General features: G+C 65.4%; 26 protein-coding genes. 19 read left to right on the forward strand and 7 right to left on the reverse strand.

The window, feature by feature from the left end:
- The first annotated feature begins 20 nt into the window (after nucleotides 1–20).
- Nucleotides 21–560, forward strand: a complete 540-nt coding sequence (locus tag NNX35_RS12970; RefSeq protein ID WP_255867989.1) for a GNAT family N-acetyltransferase — start codon at nucleotides 21–23, stop codon at nucleotides 558–560.
- Here the strand turns inward: NNX35_RS12970 and NNX35_RS12975 are convergent.
- Nucleotides 535–1,605 (reverse strand): FAD-dependent oxidoreductase, encoded by a 1,071-nt coding sequence (locus tag NNX35_RS12975; RefSeq protein ID WP_255867990.1) that lies wholly within the window; start codon nucleotides 1,603–1,605, stop codon nucleotides 535–537. The genes NNX35_RS12970 and NNX35_RS12975 overlap by 26 nt on opposite strands.
- Before the next feature lie 283 nt (nucleotides 1,606–1,888).
- Here NNX35_RS12975 and glyA point away from each other — a divergent pair, with 283 nt between their 5' ends.
- The 5 genes from glyA to NNX35_RS13000 all read left to right on the forward strand — a co-directional run bounded on the left by glyA (nucleotide 1,889) and on the right by NNX35_RS13000 (nucleotide 6,928).
- Nucleotides 1,889–3,172: a serine hydroxymethyltransferase gene (glyA, locus tag NNX35_RS12980; RefSeq protein WP_255766934.1), complete on the forward strand. Its 1,284-nt coding sequence runs from the start codon at nucleotides 1,889–1,891 to the stop codon at nucleotides 3,170–3,172.
- A 2-nt stretch (nucleotides 3,173–3,174) separates the two neighbouring features.
- On the forward strand, nucleotides 3,175–4,167 hold the full coding sequence (locus NNX35_RS12985; RefSeq protein ID WP_255766935.1) for a bifunctional methylenetetrahydrofolate dehydrogenase/methenyltetrahydrofolate cyclohydrolase: 993 nt from the start codon (nucleotides 3,175–3,177) through the stop codon (nucleotides 4,165–4,167).
- A gap of 67 nt (nucleotides 4,168–4,234) precedes the next feature.
- The gene (locus NNX35_RS12990; protein ID WP_255867991.1) at nucleotides 4,235–5,212 is read left to right on the forward strand and encodes an ABC transporter ATP-binding protein; all 978 of its coding nucleotides are present in this window, start codon (nucleotides 4,235–4,237) and stop codon (nucleotides 5,210–5,212) included.
- Nucleotides 5,205–6,098, forward strand: coding sequence for an ABC transporter permease (locus NNX35_RS12995; protein ID WP_255766937.1), 894 nt, complete (start codon nucleotides 5,205–5,207; stop codon nucleotides 6,096–6,098). The genes NNX35_RS12990 and NNX35_RS12995 overlap by 8 nt, the downstream gene beginning before the upstream one ends.
- Complete coding sequence (locus NNX35_RS13000; RefSeq protein ID WP_255766938.1) at nucleotides 6,095–6,928, forward strand: ABC transporter permease; 834 nt, start codon at nucleotides 6,095–6,097, stop codon at nucleotides 6,926–6,928. Before NNX35_RS12995 ends, NNX35_RS13000 begins: the two co-directional genes overlap by 4 nt.
- A gap of 7 nt (nucleotides 6,929–6,935) precedes the next feature.
- Here NNX35_RS13000 and NNX35_RS13005 read toward each other — a convergent pair whose 3' ends face one another.
- Nucleotides 6,936–7,457, reverse strand: a complete 522-nt coding sequence (locus NNX35_RS13005; protein WP_255766939.1) for an O-acetyl-ADP-ribose deacetylase — start codon at nucleotides 7,455–7,457, stop codon at nucleotides 6,936–6,938.
- Between the two features lie 112 nt (nucleotides 7,458–7,569).
- Here NNX35_RS13005 and NNX35_RS13010 point away from each other — a divergent pair, with 112 nt between their 5' ends.
- From NNX35_RS13010 to NNX35_RS13025, 4 genes are all read left to right on the forward strand, one after another.
- Complete coding sequence (locus tag NNX35_RS13010) at nucleotides 7,570–8,073, forward strand: hypothetical protein (RefSeq protein ID WP_255766940.1); 504 nt, start codon at nucleotides 7,570–7,572, stop codon at nucleotides 8,071–8,073.
- 134 nt (nucleotides 8,074–8,207) lie between these two features.
- Nucleotides 8,208–9,035 (forward strand): exodeoxyribonuclease III, encoded by an 828-nt coding sequence (locus tag NNX35_RS13015; RefSeq protein ID WP_255766941.1) that lies wholly within the window; start codon nucleotides 8,208–8,210, stop codon nucleotides 9,033–9,035.
- A gap of 11 nt (nucleotides 9,036–9,046) precedes the next feature.
- On the forward strand, nucleotides 9,047–10,081 hold the full coding sequence (gene trpS, locus NNX35_RS13020) for a tryptophan--tRNA ligase (RefSeq protein ID WP_255766942.1): 1,035 nt from the start codon (nucleotides 9,047–9,049) through the stop codon (nucleotides 10,079–10,081).
- Between the two features lie 4 nt (nucleotides 10,082–10,085).
- The gene (locus tag NNX35_RS13025) at nucleotides 10,086–10,682 is read left to right on the forward strand and encodes a 2'-5' RNA ligase family protein (protein WP_370647058.1); all 597 of its coding nucleotides are present in this window, start codon (nucleotides 10,086–10,088) and stop codon (nucleotides 10,680–10,682) included.
- Here NNX35_RS13025 and NNX35_RS13030 read toward each other — a convergent pair.
- The 5 genes from NNX35_RS13030 to sdhC all read right to left on the reverse strand — a co-directional run bounded on the left by NNX35_RS13030 (nucleotide 10,679) and on the right by sdhC (nucleotide 15,010).
- Nucleotides 10,679–11,455 (reverse strand): S9 family peptidase, encoded by a 777-nt coding sequence (locus NNX35_RS13030; RefSeq protein ID WP_255766943.1) that lies wholly within the window; start codon nucleotides 11,453–11,455, stop codon nucleotides 10,679–10,681. The genes NNX35_RS13025 and NNX35_RS13030 overlap by 4 nt on opposite strands.
- 78 nt (nucleotides 11,456–11,533) lie before the next feature.
- Nucleotides 11,534–12,310 (reverse strand): succinate dehydrogenase iron-sulfur subunit, encoded by a 777-nt coding sequence (locus NNX35_RS13035; RefSeq protein WP_146363732.1) that lies wholly within the window; start codon nucleotides 12,308–12,310, stop codon nucleotides 11,534–11,536.
- Entirely contained in the window at nucleotides 12,310–14,076 is a 1,767-nt protein-coding gene (gene sdhA, locus NNX35_RS13040; protein WP_255766945.1) for a succinate dehydrogenase flavoprotein subunit, read from the reverse strand. The genes NNX35_RS13035 and sdhA overlap by 1 nt, the downstream gene beginning before the upstream one ends.
- Before the next feature lie 67 nt (nucleotides 14,077–14,143).
- Entirely contained in the window at nucleotides 14,144–14,626 is a 483-nt protein-coding gene (locus NNX35_RS13045) for a succinate dehydrogenase hydrophobic membrane anchor subunit (RefSeq protein ID WP_227924224.1), read from the reverse strand.
- Nucleotides 14,627–14,632: 6 nt separating this feature from the next.
- Nucleotides 14,633–15,010 (reverse strand): succinate dehydrogenase, cytochrome b556 subunit, encoded by a 378-nt coding sequence (sdhC, locus tag NNX35_RS13050; protein ID WP_255867992.1) that lies wholly within the window; start codon nucleotides 15,008–15,010, stop codon nucleotides 14,633–14,635.
- Nucleotides 15,011–15,235: 225 nt separating this feature from the next.
- Between sdhC and NNX35_RS13055 the strand changes: the two genes are divergently transcribed.
- From NNX35_RS13055 to NNX35_RS13095, 9 genes are all read left to right on the forward strand, one after another.
- Nucleotides 15,236–16,372 carry a mannose-1-phosphate guanylyltransferase gene (locus NNX35_RS13055; protein ID WP_255766946.1) on the forward strand — a complete coding sequence of 379 codons (1,137 nt, stop codon included), beginning with the start codon at nucleotides 15,236–15,238 and terminating at the stop codon, nucleotides 16,370–16,372.
- A 100-nt stretch (nucleotides 16,373–16,472) separates the two neighbouring features.
- A complete protein-coding gene (locus tag NNX35_RS13060) occupies nucleotides 16,473–17,663 on the forward strand; it encodes an amidohydrolase (RefSeq protein ID WP_255867993.1) in 1,191 nt (396 codons plus the stop codon).
- Nucleotides 17,664–17,952: 289 nt separating this feature from the next.
- The gene (locus NNX35_RS13065) at nucleotides 17,953–19,041 is read left to right on the forward strand and encodes a BMP family protein (protein WP_370647059.1); all 1,089 of its coding nucleotides are present in this window, start codon (nucleotides 17,953–17,955) and stop codon (nucleotides 19,039–19,041) included.
- Nucleotides 19,042–19,170: 129 nt separating this feature from the next.
- Nucleotides 19,171–20,733, forward strand: coding sequence for an ABC transporter ATP-binding protein (locus NNX35_RS13070; RefSeq protein WP_255863480.1), 1,563 nt, complete (start codon nucleotides 19,171–19,173; stop codon nucleotides 20,731–20,733).
- Nucleotides 20,730–22,079 carry an ABC transporter permease gene (locus NNX35_RS13075; RefSeq protein WP_370647061.1) on the forward strand — a complete coding sequence of 450 codons (1,350 nt, stop codon included), beginning with the start codon at nucleotides 20,730–20,732 and terminating at the stop codon, nucleotides 22,077–22,079. The genes NNX35_RS13070 and NNX35_RS13075 overlap by 4 nt, the downstream gene beginning before the upstream one ends.
- Nucleotides 22,076–23,365, forward strand: a complete 1,290-nt coding sequence (locus NNX35_RS13080) for an ABC transporter permease (protein ID WP_255863479.1) — start codon at nucleotides 22,076–22,078, stop codon at nucleotides 23,363–23,365. The genes NNX35_RS13075 and NNX35_RS13080 overlap by 4 nt, the downstream gene beginning before the upstream one ends.
- A 90-nt stretch (nucleotides 23,366–23,455) precedes the next feature.
- Nucleotides 23,456–23,872 (forward strand): cytidine deaminase, encoded by a 417-nt coding sequence (locus tag NNX35_RS13085; RefSeq protein WP_255766950.1) that lies wholly within the window; start codon nucleotides 23,456–23,458, stop codon nucleotides 23,870–23,872.
- Between the two features lie 2 nt (nucleotides 23,873–23,874).
- The gene (locus NNX35_RS13090) at nucleotides 23,875–25,164 is read left to right on the forward strand and encodes a thymidine phosphorylase (protein WP_255867994.1); all 1,290 of its coding nucleotides are present in this window, start codon (nucleotides 23,875–23,877) and stop codon (nucleotides 25,162–25,164) included.
- A gap of 403 nt (nucleotides 25,165–25,567) precedes the next feature.
- A complete protein-coding gene (locus NNX35_RS13095; RefSeq protein WP_255767258.1) occupies nucleotides 25,568–26,236 on the forward strand; it encodes a DedA family protein in 669 nt (222 codons plus the stop codon).
- Nucleotides 26,237–26,238: the final 2 nt, after the last annotated feature.

Genomic DNA, 26,238 nt, shown 5'->3' on the forward strand with positions numbered 1-26,238 from the left:
CCCTGGCCTAGGGTGGGCACATGGATGTGATGTTCCTTCCGTTTTCCGACAAGGACGAGGGAGAGCTCGTACGTTTCCTCACTACCAACAGCTTTCCCTACCACCGGATCAAGGCGCCTTCCGAGGGGCTGGTGCGGCGCCTCCTGATCGAGGGACGGTTCGACGGCGACGGCGTGAGTACCTTCTGGGTGTTCGGCGACAACCACCGCATGGGCCTGGTCATCTTGGAGGAGCTGGGAACGAGTACACCGGTGCTGGACCTGCGCCTGGTGGAGAAGTTCCGCGGCCGGGGCAACGGCGTACCGGTGTTGAAAGCCCTGACCGGCAAGGTGTTCGATGACTATCCCGAAGCGCACCGCTTCGCGGGCCATACGAGCGAGGACAACATCGCCATGCGCAAGACCCTGCTGCGTTCAGGTTTCGTGAAGGAAGCGCATTACCGGGAGGACTGGCCGCTGGAAGACGGGCGCAGGGTTGCCACGGTGGTTTACGCCATCCTGCGCCGTGACTGGGAACAGGGCACGGTAACTTCCATCAACTGGGAAGAGCTGCTTTCGTAGCCGGCTGGCGCAGGGCGGCAAGCGCGGCTGCCCGGCCGGCGCGGGTAGCCCCCAGCGTGGAGGAGGACTCACCGTAGCCCACCAGCAGCAGGCGGGGCTCTCGCACCACCCGGACCCCGTCCATCCGGATCCCGCCGCCGGGTTCGCGCAGGTGCAGCGGCGCCAGATGCTCCAGGGCGGCACGAAAGCCGGTGGCCCAGAGGACAGTGTCCACGGACTCGGCGGACCCGTCTGCGAAAACAACTCCGGAGGTGGTCAGGCGGCCGATCGGTCCGCGTGACACGAGCACCCCGTCCTCAATGCCCCGCCGGTATTCATCCGTCAACGGCAGGCCCGTGGCGGAAACGACGCTCAGCGGCGGCAGGCCGGCACGGGTCCTGGCGCTGACTTTCGCTTCCACGGCCCGCCCCCACTCGGAGTCGAACGGGCGGAGGGTGAATTCCGGCGGCCGGCGGGTGGACCAGACGGTTTCCACACCGGCACGCTGCAGCTGCAGCAGGAACTGCACGGCGGAGGTACCGCCGCCGACCACAAGGACCCGCTGCCCGGCAAAGTCAGCCACGCTGCGAAAGTCCCGGGTATGCAGCTGCCGCCCGCGGAAGGACTCCCGCCCGGGGTAATAGGGCCAATACGGCCGGTCCCACGTGCCCGTGGCGTTGATGACCGTGCGGGCCTGCCACTCGCGGCCATCCACGGCACGGACCGTGAGCCTGCCGCCGTCGCCCTCCGCCACCGCCGCCACGGAGACCGGCCGGACAACGTCGAGCCCGAACTCCTGCTCATAGCGTCCGTAGTACCTGGTGACGACGGCGGAAGCGGGTTCGGCGGGATCGGGCGAGCCCAGCGGCATCCCCGGGAGATCGTGCAGGGCGTGCGCCGTACCGAAGGTCAGCGAATCCCACCGGTGGCGCCAGGCCCCGCCCGGCCCGGGGTTCGCGTCCAGCACGGTGAAGCCGGCGCCGGGCTCCAGGCCGCGGCGGCGCAGGTGGTAAGCGGCGCTGAGCCCGGCCTGGCCGGCTCCGATCACGAGTATGTCCGTTTCCACCTGTGCACTCCTTCGTTCCTGAGAACCGTAACGGTCCGGGCATTGCGGCTATTCCGCCGAAGCCCTGCAGACGGGGGACAGGTGAGGCTAGGATGGAGAGCGTCGCGACTGGCGTTAGGTGGATTACCACCAGGAAGCGGCACGGCACCCCTGCGGGGGGGTCCTAACGACCACGGATCGCACGCCTGGGCCGCGGGTCACGCGCGAAACTGTTGTGCCATGCCCGGCCTATGCCCCGACAGGTAGCCTGACCTATAGAGAACCCCTTCCCAGGAGATCCCACGTGAGAGTATCCACCCAGTCCGTCACCAACGCGCCGCTTATCGATGTTGATCCCGAAATAGCAGCGGTCCTGAATGATGAATTGTCCCGCCAGCGCAGCACCCTCGAGATGATCGCCTCCGAGAACTTCGCCCCGCGCGCCGTCTTGGAAACCTCCGGCTCCGTCCTCACCAACAAGTACGCCGAGGGCTATCCCGGGCGCCGCTACTACGGCGGCTGCGAACATGTGGACGTGGCAGAGAACCTCGCCATCGAGCGGGTGAAGGCCCTGTTCGGTGCGGAGTTCGCCAACGTCCAGCCGCACTCCGGCGCGCAGGCCAATGCTGCCGCGCTCGCGGCCCTGATGGCGCCGGGCGAGAAACTGATGGGGCTGAACCTGGCCCACGGCGGGCACCTTACCCACGGCATGAAACTGAACTTCTCCGGCAAGCTGTACGACGTCGCGGCCTACGGGGTGGATGAGCAGACCTACCGGGTGGACATGGAGCGGGTCCGTGAACAGGCGCTGGCGGAACGCCCGCAGGTTATTGTCGCCGGCTGGTCCGCCTACCCGCGGCAGTTGGACTTCGAGGCCTTCCGCTCCATTGCCGATGAAGTTGGTGCCTATCTCTGGACCGACATGGCGCATTTTGCCGGACTGGTGGCCGCGGGACTGCACCCCAACCCGGTGCCGGTGTCCGACGTCGTCACCTCCACCGTGCACAAGACCCTTGCCGGGCCGCGCTCGGGAATGATCCTGGCGAAAAAGGAATACGCGAAGAGGCTGAACTCCGCCGTTTTCCCCGGCCAGCAGGGCGGCCCGCTGATGCACGTGATCGCTGCGAAGGCCGTGGCCTTTAAGATCGCCGGCACCGAGGAGTTCCGGGAACGGCAGGAACGCGTGCTCGAGGGTGCGCGGATCATTGCCGACCGCCTGAACGCAGCGGATGTAGCCGAACACGGCGTTTCAGTGCTCACCGGCGGCACGGACGTCCACCTGATCCTGGTGGACCTGCGGCACTCCGCCCTGGACGGAAAGCAGGCCGAAGACCTGCTTGATTCCGTGGGCATCACGGTGAACCGCAACTCCGTACCCTTCGACCCGCGGCCGCCGATGGTCACGTCCGGCCTGCGGATCGGCACCCCGGCGCTCGCAACCCGCGGCTTCGGCGCCCCGGAATTCACCGAGGTTGCCGAGATCATTGCCGCCGCACTGAAACCCGCTCCCGACGTCGAGGTCCTGCGGGGCCGCGTACGGGCGCTGGCAGACAATTTCCCGCTTTACCCCGGACAGGAGGAATGGTAACCGTGGAGAAAGGAACCAATATGGAGGGCGCCGTGACCGGCGAGGACGCCAGCGTGAACCTCGGCTGGGACGTCAAGGAGAAGACCGATTTCGGCACTCCGGTTGCGGCGAAGATCCTCGACGGCCGTGCCGCCGCCCGGGAGATCAAGGAGGACCTGACCGAACGGGTGCGCGTGCTGAAGGAAGAGCACGGCGTCACTCCGGGGTTGGGGACGGTGCTGGTGGGCGATGACCCCGCCAGCCACTCCTACGTGGGCGGCAAGCATAAGGACTGCAAACAGGTGGGGATTAACTCCATCCGCCGGGACCTACCGGGCGACATCAGCCAGGCAGACCTGGAAAAGGTCATTGACGAGCTGAACGAGGACCCGGCCACCACCGGGTACATTGTGCAGCTGCCGCTGCCGGCGCACATCGATGCCAATGCCATCCTGGAGCGGATCGCCCCGGAGAAGGATGCGGACGGGCTGCACCCGGTCAACCTGGGCCGCCTGGTGCTCAACGTCAGCGAACCGATGACGTCGCCGCTGCCCTGCACGCCGCACGGGATCGTGCAGCTGCTGGTCCGCAACGGGATTTCGCTGAACGGCAAGAAGGTCCTCGTGGTCGGACGCGGCGTCACCGTCGGGCGGCCGCTCGGCCTGCTGTTGACCCGCCGTCCGATCAACGCCACGGTCACGCTGGCGCACACCGGGACCGCGGACCTGTTCGAGCACCTGCAGGCAGCCGACGTGGTGGTCGCCGCGGCCGGCTTCCCGGAAATGATCCGGGCCGAGGAGCTCAAGCCCGGCGCGATCGTGCTGGACGTCGGCGTCACCCGGGTCACCGATCCGGAAACCGGGGAAACAACGCTGACCGGCGACGTCGAACCGGCAGCGGCCGACGTCGCCTCCTGGATCTCGCCCAACCCCGGCGGCGTGGGCCCGATGACCCGCGCAATGCTGCTGGCGAACGTGGTGGAAGCCGCCGAACGGCAGGCCGGAATCCTGGTCTAGGACCAAATCGGAGCAGTTGACGGGGCCGGTGCGCAGCGACATGCACCGGCCCCGTCCTGCGTCCACTATGCTGTCTCAAGTGTCGCAGATCACATCAAGCAAAACCGTCCCCGAAACCCGCTCCGACTTTGTCATTTCCGCACGGAACCTGACCAAGTCCTACGGTGATTTCACCGCCGTCAACGGCATCTCCTTTGACGTTCCGCCGGGGGAGTCCTTCGGGCTCCTCGGGCCCAACGGCGCGGGGAAATCCACCACCATGAAGATGATCGGCGGCGTCTCCCAGCGCACCGCCGGAGACCTGAGCATTATGGGCCTGGATCCGAACCGGTACGGCCCCGAAGTCCGCGCCCACCTGGGCGTTGTGCCCCAGCAGGACAACCTGGACGAGGACCTGCGTGTGCGGGACAACCTCATAGCCTACGGCCGCTACTTCGGCCTGCCCAAGAGCTACCTGCAGCCCAAGGCAGACGAACTGCTGGAATTCGCGCAGCTCACGGACAAGGCGAAGGCCCGCGTGGAGTCCCTCTCCGGGGGAATGAAGCGGCGCCTGACCATTGCCCGGTCCCTGATCAACGACCCGAAGATCCTGCTGTTGGACGAACCGACCACCGGACTGGATCCGCAGGCCCGGCACATCCTCTGGGACCGGTTGTTCCGGCTCAAGGAAGCCGGCGTCACGCTGATCCTCACCACCCACTACATGGACGAGGCGGAGCAGCTGTGCGACCGGCTGATCGTGGTGGACAAGGGGGCCATCATGGCCGAGGGTTCCCCGGCCGCCCTGATCCGCGAGTACTCCACCCGCGAGGTGGTGGAGCTGCGGTTCGGATCCGAGCGGAACACCACTGTGGCCGGCGAGCTTGAGGGAATCGGCGAGCGGCTGGAGACCCTCCCGGACCGGGTACTGATCTACGCAGACGACGGCGAAGCCGCGCTGGATGCCGTCACGAGCCGGGGGCTGCGGCCCATCACGTCGCTGGTGCGCCGCTCCTCGCTGGAAGACGTGTTCCTCCGCCTCACGGGTAGGAGCCTCGTTGAGTAAGCCCGAAGCCGCCGACCCCGGCGTCCAGCGCCATGAGGTGCTCGGGCTGCGGTCGCCGCTGACCCCACGCCAAACCGCCGCCAGGGCGCGGCGCTTCGGCTCCTTCTACTACGCCGACATGTGGGTCCGGCGGATGCGGGGCTATCAGGGGACCGTGCTGATGACCGCCATTGGCACGCCGCTGGTCTACCTGCTGGGCATGGGCACGGGCCTGGCCGTGCTGATCGACGGGAACTCGAATGCGGGTTTCCCGGGCGCCAACGGCTCGACGGTGTCCTACCTGATGTTCCTGGGACCGGCCCTCGTGGCAACCGCCGCCCTGATGGTCTCCAGCGAGGAAAACACCTACACCGTCATGGGCGGGTTCAAATGGCACCGCACCTACTACGGACCCAATGCCTCCCCGCTCTCCAGCGGGCAGATTGCCGTCGGACATGTCCTGGGACTGACCGTCCGCATCCTGCTGACCACAGGCATCTACTACCTGTTCCTGGTGCTCTTCGGTGCGGTTGCGCAGCCCGCAACCGGCTGGCTGATGATCTTCACCGCACTGCTGGCCGGACTGGCCTTCGGGATGCCGCTGATGGCCTTCAGCGCCACCCTGAAAGAGGACAAGGGGCAGTTCGCCTTGGTCCAGCGGTTCATCGTGATGCCGTTGTTCCTGTTCTCCGGCACCTTCTTTCCGCTGGAGTCGCTGCCGCTGGCCGTCCGCTGGATCGGCTGGATCTCACCGCTCTGGCATTCCACTGAACTGGGCCGGGTGCTCAGCTACGGGCACCCGGAACCGGCAGCCATGACCGCCGTCCACGTGGTGTACCTGCTGGTCCTAACCCTCGGCGGGCTGCAGCTGGCCCGGCGGAACTTCACGAGGAGGCTCGACGGATGAGCATCGAAAACCGCACGGCGCCCACGATGCTTGTACCGCAGGACCGGTTCCTCGGCTCGCTGTACGGGCGGAACATCCGTGCCGTGATTGCCCGCGGGCTGAAGGCCACGTGGGGCACCAACTGGAGCATCATGGTCAGCGGGTTCGTCGAACCGGTGCTGTACCTGGTGGCCATGGGCATTGGCCTGGGTGCCCTGGTGGGGGCGGTCACCGGCCCGGGCGGGCAGGAAATGGAGTATGCCAACTTCATTGCACCGGCGCTGCTGGCAGTCTCCGCGATGAACGGCGCGGTGTATGACTCCACCATGAACGTGTTCTTCAAGCTCAACTACGCCCGCCTCTATGAGGGCATGCTCTCGACGCCGCTGGGTCCGCTGGACGTCGCGATGGGGGAGATCTTCCTGGCCCTGCTCCGCGGTGCCCTCTACGCCACGGGCTTTACCGCCGTGATGGGCGCCATGGGACTGATCACCTCGCCCTGGGCGCTGCTGATGATTCCGGCAGCAGTGGTGATCGCGTTCGGCTTCGCCTCCTTCGGGATGGCCGTGACCAGTTACATGAAGACGTTCCAGCAAATGGACTGGATCCAAATGCTCATGCTGCCCATGTTCCTGCTCTCTGCCACCTTCTACCCGCTGAGCGTCTACCCCGAGGCGGTGCAGTCCGTGATCCAGGCGCTGCCGCTCTGGCACGGCGTGGAACTGCTCCGGCAGATCAGCGTCGGCATCTTCAGCTGGGGGACGGCAGGGCACTTGCTCTACTTCGTGGTGATGATTGTGCTGGGCCTGACCCTTACCACTCATAGGCTCCGGGCGCTGTTCCTGAAATAACTGCCGGTCAGCCGGCCAGCTGCTCATACTTGCGGGCGAAGATTCCGGCCAGGCGGTCGTTGAACAGCACGAACTCCGCGCGCTTCAACGTCCCCGGGGTGTGGTCCAGGAGCTCCTGCAGCCCGATCCCAGCCACGGTCTCCGGGTCCCAGCCGTAAATGCCGGCGCTGACGGCGGGAAAGGAAATGCTCTCGGCGCCCAGGTCCTCGGCCGCGGCCAGGGCAGTGCGGAAACATGACCTCAGCAGCTCCGGGTCCGTTTCCCCTGCCCCGGCGTTGGGTCCCACGGTGTGCACCACCCACCGGGCCGGCAGGTTGAACGCCTCGGTAGCGACGGACCGGCCGGTGGGCAGTCCCTGCGGCAGTGATGTTTTCCGCAGCTCCCGGCAGGCTGCCAGGAGCTGCGGGCCTGCCGCGCGATGGATGGCGCCGTCCACCCCGCCGCCGCCCAGCAGCGATGAGTTGGCGGCATTGACGACGACGTCGGTATCCCGGGTGGTGATGTCACCGGTGGCGATCGTGATCTGCATCGAGCCAGTCTGCCACTGCAGCTGCCCCGTTTTCCACCGCCGGGGGGAGGCAGGCACCAGCGCAGAGCGAACGCGGCACCGGGCACCTGTCCGAGTTTGAGAGAATAAAACCATGCAGTCGATCCGAAACGGCCAGATGCCGTCGTCCTCGTCCTCGCCCGGCCGCGGCATTAGCCGCAAGATGGGCTCTACGGGCATCGTCGTGATGCTCATTGTCTTCCTGGTGGCAGTGGTTTTCGCCGCCAACCAGAATGACGTCATCGGTTGGATAGTGGTTATTGTGTCCCTCGGCTGGCTGTTCCTCGCTACGTTCGTTGTGTTCTCCGTTCGGAGTGCCACGCGCAAGGCCACCGCAAAGCTCGCCGAAGCCACTGCCGGCCTTGCTCCCCGGGGCGGCGTCCAGATTGTCGACGAAAGCACTACTGTGCGCGACCAGAAACTGGACCACAGCTTCAAGATCATCCAGGTCCAGGCGAATGTCATTGCCCAAAACCTGGACACTGACCGCGAAATGGTGGACCGCGCGCTGGAGACCATCGAGATCACGGCGCACAACGGCCGTGGCATGATCAAGAAGGACGACGGCGGGTCCGTCGAAGGCACCATAGTCGACTAGTTCCCGCCTGCCGCTTCCGGAAGCGCCGCATCGACGCGGCGTGCCGGGGACGGCCGTTTCGGGATGAACAGCTACTGAGGAGTATGGTTATTCGCGTGAGTTCGGCATCAACAGGGACGGCATCAACAGGGACTGTGGACAGTTCCGGGGAAACGCTGCGCATTGCGTCCGTGAACGTCAACGGCATCCGCGCCGCCTACAAGCGGGGCATGGCCGATTGGCTGGCAGGACGCGATGTGGACATCCTGTGCCTGCAGGAGGTGCGCGCCCCCGACGCGATCCTGAAGGACCTGCTCGGTGATACCTGGCACGTCCAGCACGCCGAATGCCTCGATGCAAAGGGCCGTGCCGGTGTTGCCATCGCCTCCCGCACGGAGCCCGTGGCCGTCCGGGAACACATTGGCGACGAGTACTTCGCACGTTCGGGCCGCTGGGTGGAGGCGGACTTCAAGGTTGCCGTCGCGGGAGAAGAGAAGATCCTCACCGTCGTCAGCGCCTACGTCCATTCCGGCGAGGTGGATACGCCCAAGCAGGTGGACAAGTACCGCTTCCTCGACACGATGGCCGCCCGGCTTCCGGCCCTGGCACAGACGAGCGACTTCGTGCTGGTGGTGGGGGACCTGAACGTGGGACACACGCCCCTGGACATCAAGAACTGGAAGGGCAACGTCAAGCGCGCAGGTTTCCTGCCCGAGGAACGTGCCTACTTTGACCGCTTCTTCGGCGAAGAGATCGGTTACACCGACGTCCACCGGTCCCTGGCCGGCGAGGTCAACGGACCCTACACCTGGTGGAGCTGGCGCGGACAGGCGTTCGACAATGACTCCGGTTGGCGGATCGATTACCACATGGCCACGCCGGAGCTGGCGGCACGCGCCGTCACCGCCGTCGTCGACCGTGCCCCCACGTACGACTCGCGCTTCTCAGACCACGCTCCAGTAGTGATCGACTACCAGTTCTAAGGGTTTCCTCCATGACATCTGAGTCTTCCAGCAGCCGCCGGCGCATCCTCTCGGGCATGCAGCCGTCCGCGGATTCCCTGCATCTGGGCAACTACCTCGGCGCCTTGGTGAACTGGGTACGGCTCCAGGACGAATACGACGCCTACTTCTTCATCCCGGACCTGCACGCCATCACGGTGCCCCAGGATCCCGCGGACCTGCGCAAGCGCACCCGCGTCACCGCTGCCCAGTACATCGCGGGCGGCGTCGACGTCGACAAGGCCACTCTGTTCGTCCAGTCCCAGGTGCCCGAACACGCCCAGCTGGCCTGGGTGCTGAACTGCCTCACCGGATTCGGCGAGGCCTCCCGCATGACGCAGTTCAAGGACAAGCAGCAGCGCTTCGGCTCGGATTCGGCCAGCGTCGGACTGTTCACCTACCCGATCCTGCAGGTGGCCGACATCCTGCTCTACCAGCCGCACGGCGTGCCCGTGGGCGAAGACCAGCGGCAGCACGTGGAGCTGAGCCGGGACCTCGCCAAGCGGTTCAATACCCGGTTCGGCGAGACCTTCGTGGTGCCCGAGGTCTTTATCCAAAAAGAAGCAGCCAAGATCTACGACCTGCAGAACCCTTCGGCGAAGATGTCCAAGTCCGCCGCATCGCCGGCAGGCCTGATCAACCTCCTCGATGAGGACAAGGTCATAGCCAAGCGGATCAAATCGGCCGTGACCGACGACGGCAGCGAGATCCGCTTCGACCGGGACGCCAAGCCCGGGGTTTCGAACCTGCTGTCCATCTACTCCCTGATCAGCGGACGCAGCGTCGAAACACTGGAGAAGGAGTACGAGGGGAAGATGTACGGACACCTGAAGGTGGACCTCGCGGAGGTCGTCACCGAACACATCCGGCCCATCCGTGAACGTGCACTGCACCTGCTGGACGATCCGGCCGAGCTGGACCGCCTGCTCGCAGTGGGTGCCGCCAAGGCGCGGGAATCGGCTTCGGTGACCCTCGCGGACGTGTACAACAAGGTCGGCTTCCTGCCGCTGGGCAGCGTTACCGCGTAATCCCATGAGAATCTCCGAATCCTACGACCAGGCCATGGCAGCCGGCAGCATGAACGGCAGCCACGCTCCTCAATGCGATGCGCGCTGCGTGGGGATCGTGATTGCGGTTCCGGAGCCGATGGCGAGCGAGCTGAAGGCGGCACGGGCATCCTTCGGGGATCCCATGGCGGCACTGATCCCTGCCCACATCACCTTGGTCACGACCACGGAAACGGATGACTGGGAAGCGACGTTGCGGCATGTGCGCAAGGTCGCCGCGGCGCAGGAACCGTTCCGGGTGACGCTGGAGGGGACCGCCACCTTCCGGCCGGTTTCGCCGGTGGTCTTCCTGAACGTCGAGGAGGGCTTTGACGAGTGCACGGCGCTGCATAAGGAGCTCCAGAGCGGCCCGCTGGCCCGGGACCTGGCCTTCCCGTTCCACCCGCACGTTACGGTGGCGCACGATGTCAGCGAGCAGAGCATGGACGAGGCCGTCCGCCGGCTGGACCGCTATTCCGCAGGCTTTACGGTGGATTGCGTGGGCCTTTACGAGCACGATGCCACCGGCCTGTGGAAGCTGCAGGAGCACGTCCGGCTCGGATCTGGGAAACAGCCGGACTAGGACTCCCTGCCCAGATCAAGATAGGTGCCGGCCCACGCGGCGATGATTGCCGCTGCACGCGCTGTCTGGGCCCGGTCCACCATCAGATGGTCGCTGCCTTCCAGCGAAATGAAATTCCGGGGATGCCGTGCCGTCCGGAAGATCTCGCTCGCGTTGTCGATGCCCACGGTGTTGTCGGTGGGGGAGTGCATCACCAGCAGGGGCAGGTGCAGCTCCTTGATGCTGTCCGTGAGGTCATGGCCGCGCAGGTCCTCAATCAGGTGGCGGCGGATTTCCAGTTCCCCGCCGCCCAGATCCACGGCTGCCGAACCCTCTTCGTGGATCCGGTCCAGCTCCGATTCAAAGAGGTGGACCACATGTGAGGGACGGAAGGGCGCGGCAATGGTGACGACGGCGTCCAGTCCGGGAACCCGTGAAGCGGCCGCCAGGACGGCCGCGCCGCCGAGCGAATGTCCGACCAGCAGGGAGACCGGGCGGCCGGTATCCGCCATGAAGCCGCAGGCACTGAGCACATCTGCCACCTTGGTACTGAAGCTGCCGTCTTCCCACCTGCCGGTGGAGCTGCCCAGCCCCGCGGCGTCGTAGCGGAGCACCCCGATGCCGTGGCCGGCCAGGGCCTTGGAAATCCGGGAGGCCGCGGCGCTGTTCTTTCCCAGCGTGAAGCCGTGGCAAAAGACCGCCCAGGCGCGGGCACCGCCGTCGGGGACATCGAGGGTTCCGGAGAGCGTGGTCCCGTTGACGCCGGGAAAGGACACAGATTCAAACGAAGGCATGGAGCAACTCTATCGAGTACGCAAAAGGCGCCGGTAAGCGGAGGAATCCGCTTACCGGCGCCTTGCGCGGGGAAGTACTTAGAGGGAACGGGCCAGGATGGCCTGCTTGACCTCTGAAATGGCCTTGGTGACCTGGATGCCGCGGGGGCATGCTTCCGAGCAGTTGAAGGTGGTGCGGCAGCGCCACACGCCTTCCTTGTCGTTCAGGATCTCCAGGCGCATATCTCCGGCGTCGTCACGCGAATCGAAGATGAAGCGGTGCGCGTTCACGATTGCCGCCGGGCCGAAGTACTGGCCGTCGGTCCAGAAGACGGGGCAGGAGGACGTGCACGCGGCGCAGAGGATGCACTTGGTGGTGTCGTCGAAGCGCTCACGGTCCTCGGCGGACTGCAGGCGTTCCTTCGTGGGCTCGTGGCCCTTGGTCACCAGGAACGGCATGATCTCGCGGTAGGACTGGAAGAACGGCTCCATGTCCACGATCAGGTCCTTTTCCACCGGCAGGCCCTTGATGGGCTCGACGAGGATGGGCTTGGACGTGTCCAGGTCCTTCAGCAGGGTCTTGCAGGCCAGGCGGTTGCGGCCGTTGATGCGCATGGCATCGGAGCCGCAGACACCGTGGGCGCAGGAACGGCGGAACGAAACCGAGCCGTCGTGCTCCCACTTGACCTTGTGCAGTGCGTCCAGCACGCGGTCCGTGCCGTACATGGTCAGCTTCCACTCATCCCAGTAGGCTTCGTCGGAAACCTCGGGGTTGTAGCGGCGGACCTTCAGGGTGATCTCAAACGAGGGGATCTCTCCGCCGACTGACTCGGGGAGCTCTACCTTCGAGGCCGGCTCGGCGATTTCGGTTGTCATTAGTACTTCCTCACCATCGGCTCGTAGCGCGTGAAAATGACCGGCTTGGTGTCCAGCCGAATGCCGGCGGTGTGCTCGGCATTCTCGGCTTCGTCAACCTTGTAGGCCATGGAATGCTTCATGAAGTTCTCGTCGTCGCGCTCCGGGAAGTCCTCGCGGAAGTGTCCGCCGCGGGATTCGGTGCGGTGCAGGGCGGCAACGCTCATGACCTTCGCCAGTTCCAGGAGGAAGCCCAGCTCCACGGCCTCGAGGAGGTCGAGGTTGAAGCGCTTGCCCTTATCCTGGACGCTGATTTTCTGGTAACGCTCCTCGAAGGAAGCGATGTCCGTCAGGACCTGCTGGATGGTCTCCGCAGTGCGGAAGACCTGCATGTTGGCATCCATGGTGTTCTGCAGGTCCCGGCGGATTTCGGAGACACGCTCAGTGCCTTCCGAATTGCGGACGTGGTCCAGCAGATTGACCGTGTCCAGTTCGGAGTTCTCCGGCAGGTCGACGAAATCGGCGGTCAGGGCGTATTCGGCAGCGTAGATGCCGGCCCGCTTGCCGAAGACGTTGATGTCCAGCAGCGAGTTGGTGCCCAGACGGTTGGAACCGTGCACGGACACGCAGGCGACTTCGCCGGCCGCGTACAGCCCAGGGATCACCGTGTCGTTGTCCTGGAGTACCTCGGCCTTGATGTTGGTCGGAATGCCGCCCATCACGTAGTGCGCCGTGGGGAACACCGGCACCGGTTCGGTGTAGGGCTCCACACCGAGGTAGGTGCGGGCAAACTCGGTGATGTCCGGAAGCTTCGCGTCGATGTGCGCCGGTTCCAGGTGCGTCAGGTCCAGCAGGACGTAGTCCTTGTTCGGGCCGCAGCCGCGTCCTTCGCGTACCTCGTTGGCCATGGAACGGGCCACGATGTCGCGCGGCGCCAGGTCCTTGATGGTCGGGGCGTAGCGCTCCATGAAGCGCTCACCCTCGGAGTTGCGGAGGATGGCGCCTTCGCCGCGGGCAGCCTCGGAGAGGAGGATGCCCAGTCCGGCCAGGCCGGTCGGGTGGAACTGGATGAACTCCATGTCCTCCAGGGGAATGCCCCGGCGGAAGGCGATGCCCATGCCGTCACCGGTGAGGGTGTGCGCGTTGGACGTGGTCTTGTAGACCTTGCCGGCGCCGCCGGAGGCGAACACGACGGACTTGGCCTGGAAGATGTGCAGCTCGCCGGTGGCGAGGTCATAGGAAATGACGCCCGCTACCCGCTTCTGGCCGTCGAGGTCGACGACGGTGATGAGGTCCAGGACGTAGTACTCGTTGTAGAACTCAACGTTGTGCTTGACGCAGTTTTGGTAGAGCGTCTGCAGGATCATGTGTCCCGTGCGGTCTGCGGCGTAGCACGCACGGCGTACCGGTGCCTTGCCGTGGTCACGGGTGTGCCCGCCGAAGCGGCGCTGGTCGATGCGTCCTTCGGGCGTGCGGTTGAACGGCAGGCCCATCTTTTCCAGGTCCAGCACGGCGTCAATGGCTTCCTTGGCCATGACCTCGGCTGCATCCTGGTCCACCAGGTAGTCACCGCCCTTGACGGTGTCGAAGGTGTGCCATTCCCAGTTGTCTTCTTCGACATTGGCCAGGGCCGCGCACATGCCGCCCTGTGCCGCACCGGTGTGGGAGCGGGTGGGGTACAGCTTGGTCAGTACCGCCGTACGTGCGCGCTGACCTGATTCGATGGCGGCACGCATACCGGCGCCGCCTGCGCCGACGATGACGACGTCGTACTTATGGACCTGCATAGCAGATGCTCTTTCTGTTGAAACTACTAGAAATTCGTGGGCGTACCCTGGTTGTCCTGCGCAGGCCTTAGCTGGCGCCGCAGAACTCCTGGAGCGTCTCAGCCGAGGCGCCTGCAAGGCAGGGGTCAAAGGTGAAGATCACCAGGGTGCCGAGCACGATGATCACGAAGGTCGCGACATAGAGGACAGTCTTGAGCCACATGCGCGTGGCCTTCTTGTCTGCGTAGTCGTTGATGATGACGCGGACGCCGTTGGTGCCGTGCAGCATGGCCAGCCACAGCATGACCAGGTCCCAGACCTGCCACAGCGGGCTCGCCCACTTGCCGGCAACGAAGCCGAAGTCGACGGCATGGATGCCGTCGCCCAGGACCAGGTTCATGAACAGGTGCGTGAAGATCAGGACAACAAGGATCACGCCGGAGACGCGCATGAACAGCCACGCAAGCATTTCAAAGTTGCCGCGGCCCGATGAATTGCGCGTGTAGCGCGGGGCGATGCGTCCTGAACGGGGTGCTTCGAGGGCGTGCGCTTCGTTAGTAGATGTGCTCATTGGTTATTAACCCCCGAAGACGTTGGGCAGGTGGCGAATAGAGAAGCCGATAACCGTAACGGCCCACAGGGCAAGAACGCCCCAGAGCATCTGGCGCTGGTACTTCGGCCCCTTCTTCCAGAAGTCGATCAGGACTACACGCAGGCCGTTGAAGGCATGGAACACAATGGCCGCAACGAGACCAAGCTCGCCGAGGCCCATAATCGGGTTCTTGTAGGATTCGATCACCACGTTGTAGGCCTCCGGCGAAACGCGCACCAAAGACGTATCCAGAACGTGGACCAAAAGGAAGAAGAAGATCGCCACGCCGGTGATACGGTGCACAACCCACGACCATTGGCCCTCACGGCCACGGTAGAGAGTGCCTGCTGGTAACTTCGACACTGAATTTTCCTCCCTGCATCGCAGCGGCGTTAGCGCGTGTTCCACGCAGTGATGACGCCGGTGCGACAGCGATATAAGCTCTACCATAATCTAGGCTTGCGTGACCGGGGTTTCAATTTAGGTTCGCCTATGGTGTGACGCTGATTACATTGAACCCGCAGCGCAAACGCTGTATCGGGGGTGGTTCCTGATGCTCGCCGACCGGCTGGGCTAATCTTGGCTGTGATGAGTAACGAAAAGCCACAAGCAGACACTGCGTCCGTTCTTGACCGTTTTTACGGGGTCATCCCGGCGGGCGGCGTCGGGACGCGCCTTTGGCCCCTTTCCCGTGCGGCCGCACCCAAGTTCCTGCATGACCTGACAGGTTCGGGGTCCACCCTGATCAGGGCCACGTACGAGCGCCTCAGCCCGCTCAGCGGAGACCGCGTCATGGTGGTGACCGGGGCCGTGCACCGGCAGGCCGTGCGGCAGCAGCTGCCCGAAATCTCCAACAAGAACCTGGTCCTGGAACTCGAGCCGAAGGATTCGGCCGCAGCGATCGGCCTTGCAGCGGCGATCCTCTACAAGCGGGATCCGCAGATCATCATGGGATCCTTCGCCGCAGACCAGGTCATTGCCCCCGTGGAGGTCTTCCAGGCCGCCGTCCGGGAAGCCGTGCACACCGCGGCGCAGGGATATATCGTCACCATCGGCATCGAACCCACGCACCCGTCCACCGGATTCGGCTATATCCGTGCCGGCGAGCAGCTCCGGGTTGCCGGCGCACCGACCGCGCGCGCCGTGGTCGAGTTCGTGGAGAAACCGTCCGCGGACGTTGCGCAGACGTACCTGGACAGCGGCAGCTACAGCTGGAACGCCGGAATGTTCGTGGCCCCGGTGGACCTGATGCTCAAGCACCTGGAAGCCAATGAGCCGGTGCTCTACGCCGGCCTGATGGAAATCGCCGACGCCTGGGACACCACCCGCCGCCGCGAAGTGGTCCGTCGGGTCTGGCCCACGCTGCCAAAGATCGCCATTGACTATGCCGTCGCTGAACCGGCGGCCGCAGCAGGCGACGTCGCAATGATCCCAGGCGCCTTCAGCTGGGACGATGTAGGCGACTTCGCCGCGATCGGCCGCCTGAACCCCGCAGCGGAAAACAGCAACCTGACGGTGATGGGGGAGGGCGCCCGCGTCTACTCCGAAAACGCCTCCGGGATAGTCGTCTCCGATACCAAGCGTGTCATTGCGCTGATCGGGATCGAGGACATCGTCATCGTGGACACACCCGACGCCCTGCTGGTGACCACCAAGGAACACGCGCAGGAAGTCAAGAAAGCCGTGGAACACCTGAAGGCCAGCGGCGACACCGACGTCCTGTAGGCCGTCCGCGGAACACCGTCACGCAGCGTCGTTTCCGGCGTCGCACATTCCCGTTTTGGCTCCGGAATTGGCTAACCTTGAGGTTGTGCAGACTATCCCTTTGAGCAATTCGCCAATCCCCTCAATACAGGGGAGTGTGGCGCCGCTCCTGGGCGGGTTGATCGAGTTCCGTCGGGACCTGCACTCGCATCCCGAGCTCTCGCATAAGGAATTCCGCACTACCGACCGCATTGTCGAAGCCCTGGAGCATGCAGGCCTGACGCCCAAGCGACTCGACAACACGGGCGTTGTGGTGGACATCGGTGAGGGCCCCGTCCGCCTGGCGGTCCGGGCGGATATCGACGCCCTTCCCGTGCTGGAGGAGACCGGGCTGCCGTACGCCTCGGAGAACACCGGCATAGCCCATGCCTGCGGCCATGACATCCACACCACGGTGATGCTGGGCGTGGCCAAGGTGCTCGCAGGGTTCGACGCCGCCGGCCAGCTGGGCGGACGGGTGCGCGTTATCTTCCAGCCGGCCGAAGAGGTCATGCCGGGAGGCGCCCTCTCGGTGATCGAGCAGGGAGGCCTGGACGGTGTCCCGCGCGTCCTGGCCCTGCACTGCGACCCCCGGGTGGATGTGGGGCAGGTAGGCACCCGCATCGGCGCGATTACCTCGGCGTCAGACACCATCCGGATCGAACTCAGCGGCCGCGGCGGGCATACCTCCCGCCCGCACCTGACGGAGGACCTGGTCTTCGCGCTGGCCGAGATTGCCGTCAGTGTTCCGGCCGTGCTCTCCCGCCGCATCGACGTGCGAAGCGGTGTTTCCGTGGTGTGGGGGCAGATGCACGCAGGTTCCGCGCCCAATGCCATTCCCGGACACGGATTCATGGCCGGCACCATGCGCTGCCTCGACGCCGAGGCCTGGCACGCCGCCGGCGAGCTGCTGGACAAGGTGGTGCGGGAAATCGCGGCGCCGTTCGGCGTCGACGTGCATCTGGAACACATCCGGGGCGTTCCCCCGGTTATTAACGCCGACGCCGAGATCAGCCTGATCGAAGCGGCGGCCCGCGCCGAACTGGGCGAAGACGCCGTCGTGCTGGCCCCGCAGTCGATGGGCGGGGAGGACTTTGCCTGGATGACGCAGGCGGTTCCGGGCGCCCTGATGCGGCTTGGCACACGTTCGCCGGGCGGGGAAACCTTCGATCTGCACCGCGGAGACTACAACCCGGATGAACGGGCTATCAGCTGCGGCGTAAGCGTGATGGCGGCGGCCGCCCTCCGCGCCGCCCGGGGCCTGCGGCACTGAATCAGCGGCGCCCGTCCGGCCCTGCGGGCCCGCGTAACCTGGCGACACAATAGCGGCTGCCGCTGCGCATGTGAACGGGGCGGGACCATATCAGCCCGGTTCAGGCCGGAAGTGCCCGTTTGATAACAACATGTAAACAATGTTCCACCAGCACCGGATTTGGACTTGGTGTTGCCTCCGACACATTATGGTTATGTTGCTGCGGTCCAACGACGGACGGAGCGCTGCGCCACACGCTGCACCTTCAAGGGCACCGTTCGGCGAAAACCATTTCTTTTCTGGAGGAACATTGAAGAATTACCCGCGCAGCTTTAAGCGCAACGCAGGCGTCTCCGCCGCCATGCTCGGCGTGTCAGCTCTCCTGCTTTCCGGCTGCGGTGCTGCACCGGAAGAGGAAGAAGGCGGCTCCGAAGCAGCCAACAGCGACTTCACCGGCTGCATTGTTTCCGACGCCGGTGGCTGGGATGACCGCTCCTTCAACCAGTCCAGCTACGAAGGCCTGATGGCGGCGAAGGATTCCCTGGGCATCGAGACCCGCGACGCTGAGTCCCAGGCGCCCACCGACTTCACGAACAACGTTGACAGCATGGTCCAGGCCGGCTGCGACCTGACCGTGACCGTCGGCTTCCTGCTCTCCGACGCCACGAAGGCCGCTGCCGAAGCGAACCCCGACGTGAACTTCGCGATCGTCGATGACAACGCCATCGAGCTCGACAACGTCAAGCCGATCATCTACGACACGGCGCAGGCAGCTTTCCTTGCCGGCTACGTCGCTGCAGGCTCCTCCGAGACCGGCACCGTCGCTACCTACGGCGGCATGAACATCCCCACCGTCACCATCTTCATGGAGGGCTTCGCCCAGGGCGTTGAGTACTTCAACAAGGAGAACGGCAAGGACGTCAAGCTCCTCGGCGCTGACTCCTTCGTCGACAGCTTCGACAACCGTGCCGCAGGCAAGACCCTGACGCAGAACTTCATCAACGAAGGCGCCGACGTCATCATGCCCGTCGCCGGTCCGGTGGGCCTGGGCACCATGGAAGCCGTGGTCGAGGCCAACGAAGGCGGCAAGAACGTCCGCGCGGTCTGGGTTGACTCCGACGGATATGAGACCGCGGAAATCGGTCAGGAATTCATCCTGACCTCGGTCATGAAGCTGATGGGCGACGCAGTCGAGGACGTCATCACCGAGTCCACCGAAGACAACTTCAGCGCCGAGCCGTACGTGGGCACCCTGGAGAACGGCGGCGTCGACCTGGCACCGTTCCACGACCAGGAAGCCAACGTCCCCGAAGAGGTCAAGTCCGCAGTCGAGGACCTGAAGGCCAAGATCATCTCCGGTGAGATCAAGATCGAATCCGAGTCCAGCCCGCAGCAGTAACAGCGGACCGAACTGCCCTCAGACAACCGCCATGCCCCGCAGTTGCGACTGCCGGACATGGCGGTTTGTCTGTGCCGGACAGCCCTACCTCCCACACAGCACTTTTTAGAACAGATTGGTTGGGGTTTTGTGAAACTCGAGCTTCAAGGCATCACCAAGCGATTCGGTTCGCTGGTAGCCAATGACCACATCGACCTCGTGGTCGAGCCGGGGCAGGTACATAGCCTGCTCGGCGAGAACGGCGCCGGTAAATCGACGTTGATGAATGTCCTCTACGGCCTCTACGAGCCGACCGAGGGACAGATCCTCATCGACGGGCGACCGGTAACCTTCAGCGGCCCCTCGGATGCCATGGCCGCCGGCATCGGCATGGTGCACCAGCACTTCATGCTGGTACCGGTCTTTACCGTGGCCGAGAACGTGGCCCTGGGAAACGAAAAAACCCGGTTCGCCGGAATGCTGAACCTGGACGAAACCCGCCGCCGTATCCGGGAAATCTCGGACCAGTACGGGTTCGACGTCGACCCCGATGCCCTCGTGGAGGACCTGCCCGTCGGCGTCCAGCAGCGCGTGGAAATCATCAAGGCGCTGATCCGGGACGCTGAAGTCCTGATCCTCGACGAACCGACCGCCGTCCTTACCCCGCGCGAAACAGACGAACTGCTGGGCATCATGCGCCAGCTCACCAGTGACGGCAAGGGCGTCGTCTTCATCTCGCACAAGCTCCGCGAGGTCAAGGCCGTCTCCGACGTCATCACGGTAATCCGCCGCGGCAAGGTAGTCGGCTCCGCAGAACCCAGCGCCGGCACTACGGAACTTGCAGCACTGATGGTGGGCCGCTCAGTCAGCCTGAGCCTGGACAAGGCTCCGGCCGTCCCGGGCGAAGAGACCTTCCGGGTGGAAAACCTCACGGTTGTCTCCGCGGGCGGCCAGCCGGTGGTTAACGGCCTGAGCTTCGGCATTGCCAAGGGCGAAATCCTTGCCGTTGCCGGTGTGCAGGGCAACGGCCAAACCGAGCTCACCGAAGCGGTCATGGGCCTGCAGGAACACGTGACCGGCTCCATCAAGCTGGACGGACGGGAACTCGTGGGCATGAAGACCCACAAGATCATCGACGCCGGTGTCGGCTTCGTCCCCGAGGACCGCAACGTGGACGGACTGGTCGGCACCTTCTCGGTTGCCGAAAACCTGGTCCTCAACCGCTATGACGAGCCGCCGTTTGCGCGCGGCCTGTCGATGAAGCCTGCGGTGGTCGGCGCCAACGCCGAGGAAAAGATCACCGAGTTCGATATCCGTACCCAGACTGCTGCCACCCCGGCGGGCACACTGTCCGGCGGCAACCAGCAGAAGGTGGTTATGGCCAGGGAACTGTCCCGGCCGCTCTCGCTGTTCATCGCCAGCCAGCCCACCCGCGGGGTGGACGTTGGTTCCATCGAATTCCTGCACCGGCGGATCATCGCCGAACGGGAAGCCGGCACGCCGGTGATGATCGTGTCCACCGAACTGGACGAGGTCCTGGAGCTCGGTGACCGCATTGCCGTGCTGTACGGCGGCCGCCTGATGGGCATTGTGCCCGGCGGCACATCGCGGAATGTGCTGGGCCTGATGATGGCCGGCATGACCGCCGACGAGGCGCTGGCCCGAGAGGCCGCGCCCGAGGAAACACCAATTATTGAGGGAGGGGCGCAGTGAGCCCGGAAAAGTCCACCACTGGTGGGCCAGCACCAGACCGCAAGATTTCGGCTGCCGACGAGGCACGCCTCGAAGTAGCTGCGGAGACCGCCGGAGGCCAGCTGGCGCCGCCCGCCGCCGCCGTCGGCAGCACCATCCTGCCGGAGCTGGACGCCCGTCGCGGCGTCCTCGAGCGGATCGTGACCGGAAACGGGCTGGTATCCGTCCTCGCCGTCCTGATGGCCCTGATTGTGGGCGGGGTGCTGATCGCCCTGACCAACGAGGAAGCCACCGAGGCAGCCGGCTACCTGTTCAACCGTCCCGGCGATTTCTTCGCCGCGGCCTGGGACGCGGCGGCCGGAGCGTACTACTCGCTCTTCCAGGGGTCGATCATCAACCTGGAGGCTGAGTCCTTCACCCGTGCGATCTACCCCCTCACCCAGACGCTGACCACCGCCACCCCGCTGATCTGCGCCGGCCTCGGCGTCGCGCTGGCGTTCCGTGCCGGCCTGTTCAACATCGGTGCGCAGGGCCAGATCATCATCGGCGCCACACTGGCGGCGTGGGTCGGGTTCACCTGGCAGCTGCCCGCAGGGCTGCACATCCTCCTGGTGATCATCGCCGGCCTGCTCGGCGGAGCCATCTGGGGCGGCATTGCAGGCCTGCTGAAGGCCCGCACGGGTGCCCACGAGGTGATCGTGACCATCATGCTCAACTACGTGGCCATCCAGCTGGTCGCATTCCTGCTCACCACTCCCGGTTTCCAGCGAGAGGGCAGCAACAACCCGATCAGCCCGCTGCTGGTTGACAGTGCCATGTTCCCCAAGCTGTTCGGCTCTGACTTCCGCCTGCACTGGGGCTTCATCCTGGCGATCGCGGCCACGGTCTTCGTATGGTGGCTGCTCAACCGCTCCACCATCGGGTTCGAACTGCGTGCCGTGGGCGCCAACCCCGACGCCGCCCGAAACGCCGGCATCAGCACCACGAAGGGCTACGTGGTGGTTATGCTCATCGCCGGCGCCCTGTCCGGCCTCGCCGGCGTGTCCCAGGTCTCCGGAACCGAGCGCGTGCTGACCACCGACGTGGCTGCCAGCTTCGGCTTTGACGCCATCACGGTGGCGCTGCTGGGCCGTTCGACGCCGTGGGGAACCTTCGCTGCCGGCCTGCTCTTCGGCGCCTTCCGCGCCGGAGGTGTCGCCATGCAGACCAACACCGGTACCAGCATCGACATTGTCCTGGTGGTCCAGTCCCTGATCGTGCTGTTCATCGCGGCCCCGCCGCTGGTGCGTTCGCTGTTCAGGATCCCGCCGCCCGGAGCCTTCCGCTCCGCCCGCAAGCCCGCCGCAAGTGCCGGAGGAGCAGCATGAGCACCGCAACCACCACCACCCCCGCGCTGAACCCGGCGCCCGCCACACTTGTGCGCAGCTGGAAAACACCCATCCTGCTGGGCGTGCTCGCCCTGTTGTCCCTGGTGTTCTTCGCCTTCGGGGCTCCGGCCACCGACGTCACCTTCCGACTGACCGACCCCGGGGCGGCCATCACGCTGCCGGACCTGGTGTTCTCCGCCAAGGCTTTCGGCTGGGCAGGCGCAATCGTGCTCGTCCTGGCCGCTGCCTGGGCCTTCGTCCTCGTCCGGTCGGGGCGGCGCCTGCCGCTCTGGCTGCCGGTGATTTTCGGCGTCGTGTTCGTGGCGGCGTTCCTCTCCTGGTCCGTCGGCAGTGCAGGCACCCCCAACATCGCCCTCTACGGACTCCTTGCCGGCAGCATCACCCTGGCCGTGCCGCTGATCTTCGGTTCGCTCTCGGGCGTCCTGTGTGAGCGCGTCGGCGTGGTCAACATCGCCATCGAGGGGCAGCTCCTCTTCGGCGCCTTTGCCGCCGCAGTGGCCGGCACTGTCTCCGGCAGCGCCTTCGTCGGTCTGCTGGCAGCAGCCGTTGCCGGTGTGCTCGTCTCCCTGGTGCTGGCAGTCTTCAGCATCAAGTACGTGGTCAACCAGGTCATCGTGGGCGTCGTGCTGAACGTGCTCGTGTCCGGCCTCACCGGTTTCCTCTTCTCCACCGTGCTCAGCGCGAACCCGTCGGAACTGAACTCGGCGCCGCGCCTGCCGAACATCCGGATCCCGTTCCTGGCAGACATCCCGATCATCGGACCGATCCTGTTCGACCAGTCGCTGATCGGCTACCTGATGTACTTCGCTGTTGCCGCGGTCTACTTCGGGCTGTTCCACACCCGTTGGGGCCTGCGTACCCGTGCAGTCGGAGAACATCCCAAGGCGGCCGACACCCTGGGCGTCAACGTCAACCGGACCCGGTTCACCAACGTGCTGCTCGCCGGCGCGGTGGCCGGCGTCGGCGGGTCGTTCTTCACCCTCGTATCGGTCTCCAGCTTCGGCCAGGACATGACCGGCGGCCAGGGCTACATTGCCCTCGCGGCCCTCATCCTGGGCCGTTGGAACCCGCTCGGTGCCGCAGCCGCGGCCCTGCTGTTCGGCTTTGCCACGAACCTGCAGTACGTCTTGGGCCTGCTGGGTACCCCGGTGCCCAGCCAGTTCCTGTCGATGCTGCCCTACGTAGTGACGATCTTCGCGGTGGCCGGCGTCGTGGGCAAGTCCCGCGGACCGGCTGCCAGCGGCGTGCCCTACATCAAGGGATAGCTCTCAGGGGGACCTGCTGCCGGGAAGCCGGCGGCAGGTCCCTCTTGGTTTCCGGTCCGACCGGACCGGAAACCCAATTGGAAGGAAAACATGACACAGACGACCCCCGGCCAGGTGGACTGGGACCAGCTCCTGGAAACCGCACGCGCTGCCCTGGCCCACGCCTACGTGCCCTACTCGAAGTATCCGGTGGGTGCCGCGGCGCTTACCGACGACGGCCGGATCGTTTCCGGCTGCAACATCGAAAACGCCTCCTACGGGCTGACTCTGTGCGCAGAATGTTCAATGATCAGCCAGCTGCGCATGACCGGCGGCGGCCGCTTGGCCGCCTTCGCCTGCGTGGACGGTTCCGGCAATGTCCTGATGCCGTGTGGCCGCTGCCGGCAGTTGCTCTACGAATTCCGGGCACCGGGCATGCAGTTGATGACAGTAAGCGGGATCAAAAGCATGGACGAAGTCCTGCCGGATGCTTTTGGACCGCAGCACCTCGAAGGGCAGGACAAATAAACATGAGCGCTGAAAAGTTCGACGCCGTAGACATCATCGGAATCAAGCGGGACCGGGGCACACTGAGCCCGGAACAGATTGACTGGACCATCGACGCGTACACCCGCGGAGCAATCGCGGACGAACAGATGGCCGCGCTGAACATGGCCATCCTGCTCAACGGCATGAGCCGGGCGGAAATCTCCCGGTGGACCACCGCCATGATCAATTCGGGGGAGCGGATGGACTTCTCCTCCCTCGGGAAACCCACTTCGGACAAGCACTCCACCGGCGGTGTGGGGGACAAGATCACCCTCCCGCTGGCGCCCCTGGTGGCCGTTTTCGGAGTTGCCGTCCCGCAGCTCTCCGGCCGCGGGCTGGGCCACACCGGCGGCACCCTGGACAAGCTCGAAGCCATCCCCGGGTGGCAGGCCGCCCTGACCAACGACGCCCTGATGGCCCAGCTGCGCGACGTCGGCGCGGTCATCTGTGCAGCGGGTGCCGGTCTGGCTCCGGCCGACAAGAAGCTGTACTCGCTGCGCGACGTCACGGGAACCGTGGAAGCCATCCCGCTGATCGCTTCCTCGATCATGAGCAAGAAGATCGCCGAAGGCACGGGTTCGCTGGTGCTCGACGTCAAGGTCGGAAGCGGCGCCTTCATGAAAAACGAAGCCCGCGCCCGTGAACTGGCCGAGACCATGGTGGCCCTGGGCAAGGACGCCGGCGTGAACACGGTGGCCCTGCTGACCGACATGTCCACGCCGCTGGGCCTGACTGCCGGCAATGCCATCGAGGTGCAGGAGTCCGTGGACGTCCTTGCCGGCGGCGGCCCCGAGGACGTCGTCGAACTCACCCTGGCCCTGGCCCGGGAGATGCTCACGGCTGCCGGGCAGCCCGATGCCGACCCGGAAGCAGCACTGAAGGACGGCCGTGCCATGGACGTCTGGCGCCGGATGATCTCCGCGCAGGGCGGCGATCCGGATGCTGCGCTTCCGGTGGCCCGCGAATCCGAAACCATCTACGCGCCCGCCGACGGCGTGCTGGTGGAACTCGATGCCCTCTCCGTAGGCGTTGCAGCTTGGCGCCTTGGTGCCGGGCGTGCCCGCAAGGAAGACGCGGTACAGGCCGGTGCCGGCGTCGTTATGCATGCCAAGCCGGGCGCCGTCGTCCGGGCCGGTGAGCCGCTGATGACGCTGCTGACCGACACCCCCGAAAAGTTCGACCGGGCGCGCGAAGCACTGGCCGACGCCGTCGTCGTTGCCCCCGAGGGGTCGCGTCCGGCCCGGAAGCTGATCATCGACCGGATCAGCTAGGGGGTTCGGGGCCTCGTTGCTTCCGGGGCCCTGGGGTGCCGGGGTGCCTGGGGGTGCCGGGCCCTGCGGGCCCTACAGGCCCCGGAACGGCGGCAACGAAATTTCCTTGCTCGCTTCAGCTCGCAGGAAATATTAAAGCCGCCTTCCTCCGGGGCCCTCCGAGGCCCTTCGGGTCCGGCGCGCCGGTCCAGCCCCGCGCCCGCCCTCCGCAGACCGGAGGGACCGGGTCCCTCAGGTGGCGGGGTGCTCTACGCCCGCCCTCCACGTCCCTCCGGGGCGGGTGAAGGAGGGCGCGTCGCCCGGAAGGTTCGCCGCAGGCAGCTGTATCTGCGTGGCATGCTTGTAAAGGACCTAGGTAGCTTATTTCAAGGAGCGGCAGCTGTTGGACGTTCTCAGTGCCACAGTGGACGGCATAAACAACTTCATCCTCTCCACAGCGGGTTCGCCGTGGGTCTACATCGGGCTCCTGGCCTGCTGCCTGATCGACGGCTTCTTCCCGCCGGTGCCCAGTGAGTCACTGGTGGTCGCGCTGGCATCGCTGGCGCTCAGCGGCGCCGGCGTGAATATCTGGCTGATCATTCCCGCAGCAGCACTGGGAGCGTTCCTTGGCGACAACCTTGCCTATCTCCTGGGCCGCTGGATCGGGACCGAAAGGTTCCGCTGGATGCGCACGCCGAAGATGCGCCGTTCCTTCACATGGGCACGCCATGAACTCGACAAACGCTCCATGTCGCTGATCCTCGTGGCCCGGTTCATCCCGGTTGGCCGCGTGGTAGTAAACCTCACCGCAGGCGCGACAGGATTTCCCCGACGCCGGTTCATCTCCCTGACCGCGATCTCCGGGATTGTCTGGGCGGCCTACAGCGTGGCCATCGGCGCGATAGCCGGTGCCTGGTTCAACGAGCACCACCTGCTCGGCGTGGCGGTGGGTGTCACCGGTGCCCTTGTCCTGGGCCTGGTCATCGACCGCATCATCACCATGGTCCGGGGCTCCGCAGCGGGGACGGCACACGCGGCAGCGGACGACATGCCGAACGCCGATGACGACGAGAGCACGCAGAAGGCCGCCTGAAA

The sequence above is a fragment of the Arthrobacter sp. zg-Y844 genome (genome assembly GCF_024385465.1).
Classification (GTDB): Bacteria; Actinomycetota; Actinomycetes; order Actinomycetales; family Micrococcaceae; genus Arthrobacter_B.

Coding starts and splice junctions, on each gene's coding strand:
- NNX35_RS13030 (WP_255766943.1), bottom strand. CDS start 11,455: ATGCCTTCGTTTGAATCTGTGTCCTTTCCCGGCGTCAACGGGACCACG.
- NNX35_RS13005 (WP_255766939.1), bottom strand. CDS start 7,457: ATGCAGATCACGATCGCCACCGGTGACATCACCACCCGGGATACCGAC.
- NNX35_RS13055 (WP_255766946.1), top strand. CDS start 15,236: ATGAGTAACGAAAAGCCACAAGCAGACACTGCGTCCGTTCTTGACCGT.
- sdhA (WP_255766945.1), bottom strand. CDS start 14,076: ATGCAGGTCCATAAGTACGACGTCGTCATCGTCGGCGCAGGCGGCGCC.
- NNX35_RS13035 (WP_146363732.1), bottom strand. CDS start 12,310: ATGACAACCGAAATCGCCGAGCCGGCCTCGAAGGTAGAGCTCCCCGAG.
- NNX35_RS13080 (WP_255863479.1), top strand. CDS start 22,076: ATGAGCACCGCAACCACCACCACCCCCGCGCTGAACCCGGCGCCCGCC.
- NNX35_RS12970 (WP_255867989.1), top strand. CDS start 21: ATGGATGTGATGTTCCTTCCGTTTTCCGACAAGGACGAGGGAGAGCTC.
- NNX35_RS13025 (WP_370647058.1), top strand. CDS start 10,086: ATGAGAATCTCCGAATCCTACGACCAGGCCATGGCAGCCGGCAGCATG.
- NNX35_RS12990 (WP_255867991.1), top strand. CDS start 4,235: ATGCTGTCTCAAGTGTCGCAGATCACATCAAGCAAAACCGTCCCCGAA.
- NNX35_RS13090 (WP_255867994.1), top strand. CDS start 23,875: ATGAGCGCTGAAAAGTTCGACGCCGTAGACATCATCGGAATCAAGCGG.
- NNX35_RS13045 (WP_227924224.1), bottom strand. CDS start 14,626: ATGAGCACATCTACTAACGAAGCGCACGCCCTCGAAGCACCCCGTTCA.
- trpS (WP_255766942.1), top strand. CDS start 9,047: ATGACATCTGAGTCTTCCAGCAGCCGCCGGCGCATCCTCTCGGGCATG.
- NNX35_RS13010 (WP_255766940.1), top strand. CDS start 7,570: ATGCAGTCGATCCGAAACGGCCAGATGCCGTCGTCCTCGTCCTCGCCC.
- NNX35_RS13085 (WP_255766950.1), top strand. CDS start 23,456: ATGACACAGACGACCCCCGGCCAGGTGGACTGGGACCAGCTCCTGGAA.
- NNX35_RS13000 (WP_255766938.1), top strand. CDS start 6,095: ATGAGCATCGAAAACCGCACGGCGCCCACGATGCTTGTACCGCAGGAC.